This window comes from Kitasatospora sp. NPDC048298, from assembly GCF_043201465.1.
Classification (GTDB): Bacteria; Actinomycetota; Actinomycetes; order Streptomycetales; family Streptomycetaceae; genus Kitasatospora.
In genome coordinates, this window is sequence record NZ_JBICYZ010000067.1 from 43,489 (window position 1) to 53,537 (window position 10,049).

Consider the following 10,049-nt stretch of genomic DNA (forward strand, 5'->3'; position numbering starts at 1 on the left):
GACGTGCCGAACTTCCGCGAATGGAGATCACCACTGGGCGGGCGCACCATCGCCTTCCGCGAGCAGCTGGTTGCCCGCCGCCGTGAGCGCGAACTCGTCGGGAGCCGCTGATGACCACGTCCACCGGGGCCGACCTTGCCCGCACCGCTCTGCGCGCCGCCCGCACCCACGGCAACGCCCCCGTCCAGCGCACCCCCCGGCAGACCACGACCGCGCCGCGGCGAGGCCCGCGCGAACCCGAGCCGATCGGGACGTGTTCCTCGCCCTGGTCGCCGCCCACGGCTGGACGCTCGGCACCGCCGGCGGAGGCCTACGCGACCGCTGGCCCACGATCGTCGGCCCCGACGCCGCTGCCCACTGGCACCTCGCCGGCTACGACCCCACCACCCGCCGCCTGCGCGTGATCGCCGACTCCCCGACCTGGGCCGCCCAACTCCGCTACCAGACCCGCCGCATCCTCACCGACCTCGACCAGCTGCGCCTCGGCACCGTCCGGGCCATCGACGTCCGCGTCGGCCCCGCCCCCGCGCCGCGGCCCGACCATGACCTCGACGACCGCCCCACTCCCAGGCCCGCCCCTGCCACTGTCCCTCCGGCCCGGTCCCCTCTCGCCGACCACACCGCCTACCAGGAACTGCGCCGCCAGATGCGCGAGGATGCCGCCCGCCCGCCAGGCCGCGCTCGACGAGGCTGCTGCGGCCCGGGAGGAGATTCTGCGCCAGCACTTCAACCGCCTGCGCGAACCCGAGCACACCCACCGGACCGCCGTCGAGAACGCTCCGACCACGGCCACCGACGAGCACGACCGCCGGCAACGCGAACGCCACCGCGCGGCCCTCGCCGTCGCCCGCGCCACCCGGGCCGGGGCGATCCCGCTGCACTCCGCCCGCCAGGCCCCGCCGCGGACCGGAGCGGCGTGAGCTGCGGTCGGCTTCCCTCGTTCGGGGAAAGCCGGGACAGCCGAGCAGCGGTGGCGACAAGCTGGCTGCGACAACCCGTCGGGCGGCCCCGGCGCGGTCACCCAGGCCGCCGAGGCGAACCGGGCCACCTCCGCGTAGGCGGAGCGGACGCGAGAGCTCGTAGCCAGCACGGGATGCAGCGCGGGTCACCTCCGGGAGCGGACTCGTTCCAGACCTAAGCGAGGCCGCCCATGAGCGGGTCACCTCCGCGCGGGCGGAGCGTACTTATCTTCCGAACCTTGATGGTGGTCCGGTGGCGGGCCAACCTCCGCACAGGCAGAGCGCACCTTCCCGACCTGCGGCGCAGCAGCGGCTCTGCCGTTTGGGCCGTGGTGGGGGATCTGGTTGGTGGTGCTGTTGTGGTGTCACAGATGCTTGCCCTCGGGCGGGCTCTGGGGCAGGTGCATCTCGTCATGGCGCGCCTGTATGCGAGCGATCACACGCTCCCGTCCCAGCCTCTTTGCTTGGCGAAGCTTGGCTTCGGTGACAAACACGGGAGCCCAGAACAACCAGCCCCACAGGCTGAAGTCCAGCACTCCACTCCACACCAGCGCCTTGTTCGTGCCGAACGATGCCACGAACGTCAGCACGTATGCTTCGACCCGGTGCGCGAGAAGCAGGCGTAGTGGTGCGTTCCGGGCCCCTGCAACAGCTCAACCGCCGCAGCAAGCTCAGCGGCCTGGAGGTCTTCACCTGTGTCCTCGCTGGACTCGCCACGAGCGGCTCTCTGTAGCGCGTCAGTCACCAGCACGCTCTGCGCCGCTTTGGCCGCCTGCTGAGCCTGCCCTTGAACAGCGGCTACGTTCAGGTCGTCCCAATAGCCCCGTCCGGCCCAGCCCGTCGCATCATCGACCCGCTCGCGCTCGGCTGACCCTGGCGGGGCCAGCTCTTCGATCCTTTCCCGCAGAGCCACAGCACGGCCCGCCCGCCCCGGGTATTCGAATGAGTCCGAGCGAAGGCACAGCTCCAGGTACGACACCAGGAGTCCGAGATCATCTGCTGCCAGCGCGAGGCCATCGCGATATGCGGCCTCAGCCTCGCGGTCATGGTCGTCCTCGTCTTCTGCGGCATGTGCCTGTCCGAGCCAGCGGAAGAGGACCGGATCGGGTCCGCATTCCTTGAGCCCCGCCTGTGCCGCAGCTCTCACAGCCTCATAGCCACCCACTGCGAAGAGCTCCGAGCATCTCTCCAGGTACTGCTGCCGTTCCACGTTCCCACCCCAGCCGTCCGAAGCAATCACCTTCTGATGTACTCGGCACGCTACTCGTCGCGGACTGAGCTACTCGACGCGGAGACTGCCTGGAGCACTCTCCGGTGGTATCGGCGGTCACCGGCCGGGCGGGGCAGCGACCTGATCAGGCGTCGAGCCCGTTGCGCAGCGCTACATGTCCGGTCGCCGTAGCAATTCGAGAACAGGGCCTCAGCTTGACTCTGTCGGGGATCTTGGTCGCTGTCGTGTCAGCTGACGGCTCGCCAGGAACGTAGCCGTGGGATGCACTGCTGGTCGAGGTAGTCCTGGAAGGCCGTCGGTGGTCGTGGGGGCGCGCTTTCGCCAGGAGGCTGCTGGCTGAGGCGTTCGACGTTGACGGCGATGGCGGTGAGCACGTGCTGCAGGTGGGCCTTGGCCAGCCCGCGGTAGCGGCAGCGGCGCATGCCATGGCCGTGGGCAAACTCGCAGATGGTGCCCTCGATGCCGGAGCGCACTGCATAACGCTTGTGCCAGGCCGGGTCCTGCTGCTCGGCGCGGTTGCGCAACTGGAGCTCGAGCAGCTCGCGCGGTGGAAAGCCCACGGTGCGCGCGGAGTCACGGGAGGTGGTGCACTTGGCCCGGACCGGGCAGGGCTGGCACTGGCTCTTGGTGAAGCGGGCCACGATCAGCGGGGCTGCGGTCGGTGAGGAGGTCGGGTAGGGGCCGTGCCAGCCGGCGCTGGTCTGTCCTTGCGGGCAGGTGACCTCCTTGCGGTCGAAGTCGATGTGGAAATCATCGCGGGCGAAGCCCTCGCCCCGGCGGTGCTGACGGGTGGGGTTGCCCGGCAGCGGTCCGACAACGGTGATTCGGTGCTCGCGTTCGGCCTGTTCCAGGTGGACCAGGGAGGTGTAGCCGCCGTCGACCAGGTGCTGGTCGGGCCGCAGGCCCCGGCGTTCCAACCGGGTGTGGATACCGGGCAGGACCTCGGTGTCGGCGCTGGTGGCCGGCACGGTGGTCACGTCCGTGATCACGTTGGGCCCGTCGCCGGAGCAGGTCTCGGTCACATGGGCGAGAAACCCCGTCCAGCGGGTGACCTGCCCGCGGCGCGCATAGCGGGCCGTCGGGTCGTAAGGCGAGACGATCCGGTTCGCCGAAGGCGGCAGACCGCTGCCGTCGTCATCGCGCCAGCGCAGGCGGCCGGTGGGGTCCCAGTAGTAGTTCTGCACCAGGACCTGCCGTAGGACCTGGGCTTGGGGGCCGCCGAGCAGGGACGGATGATTCCGGCCGAGGTGCTCGAGCAGGCGGCGGGCGTCTTCGCCGGTGGTGTTGATCCTGGTCTTGGGGCGGGTGGGGTTCTTGCCCAAGCGCACCGGTCGGCCGTATCGGCGACCCCAGTCCTCACCGACCAGGCCGTCCAGCACGTGGCTGGCGGTGCGGGCGAGTTCCTCCAGGGCCGCGCGCATCGCCTCGGTGACCAGCTCGAGGCGGGTCAGGTCACGGACGGTGGCCAGGACGTGGGTGGAGTCGGTGCGCTGGGTGGTGCGCTCGCGGACCAGGCCGGCCTCCTTCAGACGGGCCAGGGCGAGATCCAGGAGGCGGTCCGCCCGGCCGTCCTGCAGTAGACGGTCACGGAAGTCACTGAGCACGCTGTGGTGGAAACCTGGATCGTCGAGCTCGAGGCCGAGCGCGTACTTGAAGTCGATGCGGCAGCGCACGGCCTCGGCGGCATCGCGGTCGGACAGGCCCAGCAGGAACTGCAGCACGCTCACCGTGGCCAGTTGCGCGGGCGAGAGCCCCGGGCGCCCGTCGCGCGGGTACCAGTCGGCGAAGTCCTCGTCCCGCCACAGGCCGTCGAGACGGTCACGCACCCACATCGCCGTCGTACCACCCGGGTTGCTGGCCCGCGCCATCCGCGCCGTCAACACCGGGACCTCGGCACCCAGACGGGGACGGACCGACATCTCGCACTCCTCGGGAATCTCGCGGGCGTCGTACATCCGCGAGACTGGCGCACCACCATGATCACCAGCAGCGGAACACCAAGATCCCCGACAGAGTCAAGCTAGCCTCCGTGTTTCGGTTGGGGCTGGCTGAGCTGGGTTGATCTTCCAGGCGGTCGTGATGCGGCTGCTGTGGAGGAGCGGGCATGTTGAGGGCCCGACGCGCGGGTCGGGTGCTCCGAAGGGTCCTCGGGTCGTGGGTGGGCAGGGACGACTTCGTCGGGTCAGGTGACCGGGCGGGGCAGTGTCGCGAGGTGGCTGAACGCGAGGGCCAGCTCGTGGCGCCAGGGCCAGCCGGCGGCGATCCTCAGCCGTAGGCGGCGGGCTCCGCGGGTGATCCGGGCGGCTGCGTGGAGAAGTCGGTAGCGGAGTTTCTTGGGTTCGGCGGTGGCCAACTCGCCGTCCAGTAACAGGGTTCGGGTCCAGGCGAGCAGGTCGATGGCGGTCAGGGACAGCTCCAGCCAGGCTGCGTTGATCTGGAAGTGGCGGGAGGGGAAGCGACCGAAGCCGGTAGTCTTGCCGCAGCGGATGTGGTCCTCGACCCTGGCGTGGGCCCGGTGGCGGACCTCCAGATGCTGCAGGGATCCGCCGTCGGCGACGGGTGTGTCGGTGAGGAAGACCTGGTGGCGCATGCCTTCGTCCTGGTCGAACAGGGACAGCTGGGCGCCGGGGTGGGGCCGCTCGCGGCGCACGATGATGCGGGTGCCGTCCGGGTGGCCGGTGAGGTTGACCAGGCCGGTCAGCTCGGCGACTTCGGCCCCGGAACGCAGGGAGCCGTCCTGTTCCAGCGCGGGGTGCCAGACCTGGTCGGGCAGGGCGCGGATGGCTTGGCGGACCTCGGCGGTGACGGCGTGTCCGACCGAGAAGGAGGTGTGGATGCCGCGCTGTCGCAGGCCTCGCAGGTGGGCGAGGAAGGCTTTGGCGCCGCCGGCGCTGTCGGTGCGGACGAGGATCGGGGTGCCGTGGCGGTGGGCGTCGGGGATCTGGGCGAGGGCTTGGTCGATGACGGTGATGTGGTCGGCTGCGGTGTTCGCTCCGGCGTTGCCCGGCCGCAGGAGACCTGCCAGGGCCTTGCCGGTGTTGTCCAGGAAGCAGAGCATCGGGTGGTAGCCGAAGCCGCGCTTGTAGGTCGCGGCGGCCATTTCCTTCTCGGAGTGGCAGGTGACCAGGGTGGCGTCGATGTCCAGGACCAGGCCCGGTAGTTCACGTCCTCCGGCGCGCGAGGGAGGTGCTGGGCGTCCGGTCTCGGCGGCTTGCAGCCAGGCGACCTCCCGGGCGGTGGCCCTCGCGGCCCGCAGTGCGTTCAGGGCGGCCGGGTTGATGCCTGCCAGCACTCGCCAGGCGGTGGGGGTGGAGGCGACCGGGCCGAACACGTCGCCCTGGTCGCGCAGCACGGCCAGGTCCCGGATCGTCTCGCCGCCGTCGGCGAGCATCACTGCAAGGTCCACCGCGACACGGCCGGGATCGTGTCCGGTGCCGCGTGGTCGCAGCCGGCGCAGGGCGCCGGAGAAGGCGCTGGTCAGCGTGGTGGTGTCGGCCAGGTCCGCGAGCAGACGCGAGCCAGCGTGGCTGACCACCCCGTACCCGTCGGCGCTATAGTAACCACGAGCTTGGGGCGTGAGCGGGTAGGGTGCACGCAGAAAGTGCCTTCCTGCTGGTACGACGGAGACCTTAGACAAGCCTCATCGTCCCAGTTCAGAAGGCACTTTCGCGTTCCCGCTCACCATCCGGTCCCAGCCCGACGTGAAACACGCAGGCTAGGGCCTGTTGTGAAAGTGATCAGGAACCTGCGTGAAGCTCACAGCCCGCGGATGGCTTCGGCCAGGTCGGAGCCGTAGGAAACCCAGCAGATGAGTGAGCCGTCGTCGTCGAGCTGTCCCATGAACCATTCGTCATCGGCTCGGGCGAGGCACAGGTCATGAAAGGACAGGATGAGGTCAGGCTGGAGGACGTCGTAGTCGACAGAGCCGACCTGTTCGACAACGACGAGTCGTTCAGGCGAGAGCAGATCCGCTTCGGCGTCGCCCGACACCGAACGGACCCGCTCGATCGTCCATCCGTCCGGGAGATCTGTGTTCACTGCCGCATGGTCGCAGCCAGGGTCTCTCACAGCCACTCGTTTATTGCGGCGACCAGCACTGTTGCGCCCCATGACCGTCGGTTCCACCAGGCTGAGCCTCCGGTAGTCCCTGGCCGGGATCCTGCTGACCGTCTCTGTCATGGCCCCCTGCGATGATCACCGGAGTGTCGACAGAAGCGGAACAGAACATGGCCGAGCTGATTGAACAAGGCGTCACACGGGTGGCCAGGACGATCGCGGCGAACGCACCGGAGGGGTGGACGGAGGCGGTGCTGGTCAGCACCGAAGGCCTTTTCGGTCTCAACATCTTCGGCGAGTGCATGTTCTCCGACGCGGCCCCGCGGCGGTTCCATCTGGCCCGTGGCGACCAGGGCCTGCGTGACGTGACGGCGGCGGTGGGTACGGCTCGCGGTTGGGAGCGCACCAGACTGGAAATCCGGTGCCTGCCGTCCGGCGAGTACTCGCTGGCCGCGTCCCGCGACGTCGTCTCACGCCTGTACGGAGAGCGTCCGGGCTTCCTGGCCGTCCTGGACCACGGCTACCGGCTCCCCCCGGCAGGACACGTCCAGAAGGAGGGAACGGCCGGACCGGCAGGCGACCCGGACCTGGCGCTCGCCCGGCTCCGCGCCTACCTGAAGCGGCGTACCGACATCCTGGGACGCTCCGAGACGCTGCCCCCGCCCGTGACCGAGGTGGCCCTCGCCGACGCCGAGCGCCGCCTCGGCCGACCGCTGCCCGCCGACCTGCGGGCGCTGTACCTGCTCGCCGACGGCAGCGGGGACGACGCCCTCGGCCTGTTCGGTAACCTCAGCTGGATACCGCTAGCCCGGCTGGTCGACGCCAATGCCGACCTGCGGGAACCGATGTGGACCGGCTGGGAGAACCACTGGGACGCGGCCGTCCTGGACGCCGACCCGCCCGGTACGGTCCGGCGCTGCCACGAGCACCCCGCGTGGCTCCCGTTCGCCACCGCCGACGACGGCAACTACCTGGCGGTCGACATGTCCCCCGCCCATGCCGGACGCCCCGGACAAGTGATCCAGATCGGCCGCGACTACGACGACGGGCCGCTCCACGTCTGCGACTCCGTCACCTCGCTCCTCGCCCACTACCTGGACCTGCTGGATCGGGGCGCCTACGAGGTGGAGGAGGCCGACATCGACGTCGACTGCATCGAGTTCGTGCAAGGCCCCGACGAGTCCTACGCCGATCCCGAGCTGCGATCCGGCGGAATCCCCCAGGACGTGCCGCCCGGCCTCCAGGCCGTCCTGATCCAGACCAACGCCCCCACCAGCCCCCTGGACCTCACCCCGCTCGCCGCCGCCCCCCACCTGCGGCGACTCGAACTCAAGCGCCGCCCCGTCACCGACCTGACCCCCCTCCGGGACCTGCCCGTCGAGTCCCTGGCCGTCACCCTCCACAGCGGCGACCTGACACCGCTCAAGGGCCACCGCCACCTCCGCTCGCTGGACCTCGCCACCACCGCCACGACCGACCTCACCCCGCTGCGCACGGCACCGAATCTGCACGGCCTGGATCTCTCCCAGGCGGCGGTCCAGGACCTGACCGTGCTCGTGGACTTCCCGCACCTGCGCTACCTGGCCCTCACCAGCAGCCAGTGGGCCGTCTTGCTGGACAAGGACAAGGTGCCGCCTTCCCTGGCCGCCGCCCGCCTGGCCGAGCGCGACGCCTCCCGCGCCGAGGCGCTGTCCTGGGCGGCGAGGCTCGGCCTGCCCGTCGGGGCGTCTTTCGTCTTCTCCGGGACCCTCGCCTCGGACGGTGAGATCGGCCGCGCCCGGTAGTCGGTCGCCAGCTTGGCGGCAGGGTCAACCCCAACCCCGGCCCAGGTCTGAGGGTGCGCCGGCAACACCCGCAAGCGAGAGGTTGGCGTGGCCGGTTCGATTTCGGATGCGGGCTTGCGGCGTCGGTTCCGGACGGTGGGCGTCAGTGCTGGATGGTGGGGTGCAGGGTGGTGACGGTGCCGTAGTGGCCGTCGGAGGCGGCGCCGACCTCGATTCCGACGGGCGCGGTGGGGGTTCGCTTGAGGCCGACTCGGAAGGTGTACGTGACCGGGTTGCCGTTCATCACGTCGTCCAGTTGGGCCGGTGCGACGCCGAGCCGTCCGTTGCAGTCCTCGGTCACTTCGAAGGTCTTCCACTCGTTGCCGATCTTGGCCTCGACGGTGACGTCCTGTCCGGTGAGGCCCTGGCTGGCGGGCAGGGACAGGTACACGGTCGGGCGCAGCCGGTGCGGCTCTCGCCGGCGGCCAGGGTGAAGGCGGCGTCGTTGCCGGTGCCGGCGTAGTCCGTGCCGCCGCCCTGGCTGAGCGAGGGCATGGCCTTCCAGCCGGCGGCGTCCTTGCGCTCCAGGGTGCCCTGTGCCATGGAGAGTATCCGCCGGCACTGCGCGCCTTCGTACTGCTGGGTGGCGACCACCGGTGCCACGCTGCGGGTGCCGGTGGCGTCGTTGTTCTTCCAGGTGACCGAGAACGAGACCTGGTTGCCGACCTGGATCTTCTGGCCCTGGTGGAGGCCGTTGAAGGTGATCCCGATGCCGCCGGCGGGCTTGGCCGGGGCCTTCGTGGGGGGCTTGGCGGCGGCCTTGACGTCGGCCTTGGCGGGCACGGCCGCGGGGGCCTGCTCGGCCGGGGCCTCGGCGGCGGGCGTGGCGGTGGTCGGGGTCGCCTCGGTGGTGGTGTCGGCCGGGGCGGGGGTGGTCGGGACGGCGCCCGCGCCGGGGGTGGCCGAGGAGCTGACCGAGGGGGCGGAGGCGGCGACGGACGATCCGCCGTTGGTCGGGCCGCAGGCGGCGACACCGACGGCGGCGACGACGGCCAGCGGGACGATCTTCGCAATACGGGTGAGACCGGGCTCGCATGGATGATGCGGAGCGCATTGGCAAAGGCATGGCACGGCGGCTGCATCGCCCGAGCTCGGAAAGGGTCCTCCCCGCACCCGCGGGGGTCAGCCGCCCACCTTGTGCTCGGCGGGGAGCCGGCTCTGCTGCTGAGCCTGCTGATCGCCCACGGCCAGGAGGTCCTCTACATTCCCGGGCGCCTGGTGAACCGGGCCGCTGACGGGGCTACCGCGGCGAGGGCAAGACCGATGCCCGCGACGCCTACGTGATCGCCGATCAGGCCCGGATGCGCCGCGACCTGCAACGGATCCAGCCCGGCGACGAGGCCGCGATCGAGCTCAAGCTGCTGACCGGACGGCGCGCCGACCTGGTCGAGGACCGCATCCGCACGGTCAACCGCCTTCGCGGCGGGCCGCGGCCGGCCCGACCGGTCCGACGAGATGGGCCGTGATTCCGGTCTGCTACGTTCACATGCACGAATGAATCGCTCAGATGTGCAGTCATCGCAGTTGTGGCGGTGCTGCTCCGTGAGCGGGCACAGGACAGCCGGCAGGGGGACCGTAGTCCATGAACGCGTACGCAGGCTCGGACGGGCCGGGAGGGCTCTACGCCGTCCCCTCCACCACGCCGCCGCGCGGACCGACCTTCGGGGTCAATCCGGCGGACCTGGACTTGGCGGCCAAGGCCGCCAAGGAGAGCGGTGAGGCGATGCCGGCGAGCTCAAGGCGATCCACCAGCCCTCCGACACGGCGGTCGCCGCTCTGTCGGGCTGGCAGGTCGGCGCCGTGCTGCACAACTGCACCGCGGCGTGGGAGGAACTGCTGAACAAGCTGGCCTCCGAGGTCGACGGGGTCGCCCTGAAGCTGAGTCAGAAGGCATCCGCAATCCGCTTGCGGCGTATGACTTTTCGCTGTTCAGGCATGGTGTGTGGGGTTGGGCGGCAGGGTTTCGGCGTCGGGTTGTCG

The 10,049-nt window shown here is 70.5% G+C and carries 9 protein-coding genes and 3 pseudogenes; 5 read left to right on the forward strand and 7 right to left on the reverse strand.

Annotated elements, in window-relative coordinates; translation table 11 throughout:
- Positions 1-253: 253 nt before the first annotated feature.
- Together ACGF0D_RS35040 and ACGF0D_RS35045 are read left to right on the forward strand one after the other, a co-directional pair.
- Positions 254-493, forward strand: a pseudogene (locus ACGF0D_RS35040) (DciA family protein); the annotation flags it as partial.
- 163 nt (positions 494-656) lie between these two features.
- Positions 657-920 (forward strand): hypothetical protein, encoded by a 264-nt coding sequence (locus ACGF0D_RS35045; RefSeq protein ID WP_392923191.1) that lies wholly within the window; start codon positions 657-659, stop codon positions 918-920.
- Between the two features lie 404 nt (positions 921-1,324).
- Here ACGF0D_RS35045 and ACGF0D_RS35050 read toward each other — a convergent pair whose 3' ends face one another.
- The 5 genes and pseudogenes from ACGF0D_RS35050 to ACGF0D_RS35070 all read right to left on the reverse strand — a co-directional run bounded on the left by ACGF0D_RS35050 (position 1,325) and on the right by ACGF0D_RS35070 (position 6,228).
- Positions 1,325-1,549 carry a hypothetical protein gene (locus tag ACGF0D_RS35050; RefSeq protein ID WP_392923168.1) on the reverse strand — a complete coding sequence of 75 codons (225 nt, stop codon included), beginning with the start codon at positions 1,547-1,549 and terminating at the stop codon, positions 1,325-1,327.
- Positions 1,543-2,169, reverse strand: a complete 627-nt coding sequence (locus ACGF0D_RS35055) for a hypothetical protein (protein ID WP_392923170.1) — start codon at positions 2,167-2,169, stop codon at positions 1,543-1,545. Before ACGF0D_RS35055 ends, ACGF0D_RS35050 begins: the two co-directional genes overlap by 7 nt.
- A gap of 248 nt (positions 2,170-2,417) precedes the next feature.
- Positions 2,418-4,109 carry an IS1182 family transposase gene (locus tag ACGF0D_RS35060; RefSeq protein ID WP_392923171.1) on the reverse strand — a complete coding sequence of 564 codons (1,692 nt, stop codon included), beginning with the start codon at positions 4,107-4,109 and terminating at the stop codon, positions 2,418-2,420.
- Between the two features lie 263 nt (positions 4,110-4,372).
- Positions 4,373-5,784: pseudogene (locus ACGF0D_RS35065) on the reverse strand (IS1380 family transposase).
- 162 nt (positions 5,785-5,946) lie between these two features.
- A complete protein-coding gene (locus ACGF0D_RS35070; protein WP_392923173.1) occupies positions 5,947-6,228 on the reverse strand; it encodes a hypothetical protein in 282 nt (93 codons plus the stop codon).
- Between the two features lie 188 nt (positions 6,229-6,416).
- Here ACGF0D_RS35070 and ACGF0D_RS35075 point away from each other — a divergent pair, with 188 nt between their 5' ends.
- Entirely contained in the window at positions 6,417-8,030 is a 1,614-nt protein-coding gene (locus tag ACGF0D_RS35075; protein ID WP_392923175.1) for an SMI1/KNR4 family protein, read from the forward strand.
- A gap of 142 nt (positions 8,031-8,172) precedes the next feature.
- Here the strand turns inward: ACGF0D_RS35075 and ACGF0D_RS35080 are convergent, their stop codons facing one another.
- Together ACGF0D_RS35080 and ACGF0D_RS35085 are read right to left on the reverse strand one after the other, a co-directional pair.
- A complete protein-coding gene (locus ACGF0D_RS35080; protein WP_392923178.1) occupies positions 8,173-8,370 on the reverse strand; it encodes a hypothetical protein in 198 nt (65 codons plus the stop codon).
- Positions 8,367-9,140: a hypothetical protein gene (locus ACGF0D_RS35085; protein ID WP_392923180.1), complete on the reverse strand. Its 774-nt coding sequence runs from the start codon at positions 9,138-9,140 to the stop codon at positions 8,367-8,369. The genes ACGF0D_RS35080 and ACGF0D_RS35085 overlap by 4 nt, the downstream gene beginning before the upstream one ends.
- A 72-nt stretch (positions 9,141-9,212) precedes the next feature.
- Here ACGF0D_RS35085 and ACGF0D_RS35090 point away from each other — a divergent pair.
- Both ACGF0D_RS35090 and ACGF0D_RS35095 read left to right on the forward strand, forming a co-directional pair.
- Positions 9,213-9,493 (forward strand): annotated as a pseudogene (locus ACGF0D_RS35090) (IS110 family transposase); the annotation flags it as partial.
- A 376-nt stretch (positions 9,494-9,869) separates the two neighbouring features.
- A partial coding sequence (locus ACGF0D_RS35095; protein WP_392923183.1) for a hypothetical protein occupies positions 9,870-10,049 on the forward strand: 180 nt, incomplete at its 3' end.

Coding starts and splice junctions, on each gene's coding strand:
- ACGF0D_RS35075 (WP_392923175.1), top strand. CDS start 6,417: ATGGCCGAGCTGATTGAACAAGGCGTCACACGGGTGGCCAGGACGATC.
- ACGF0D_RS35045 (WP_392923191.1), top strand. CDS start 657: ATGCCGCCCGCCCGCCAGGCCGCGCTCGACGAGGCTGCTGCGGCCCGG.
- ACGF0D_RS35060 (WP_392923171.1), bottom strand. CDS start 4,109: ATGTCGGTCCGTCCCCGTCTGGGTGCCGAGGTCCCGGTGTTGACGGCG.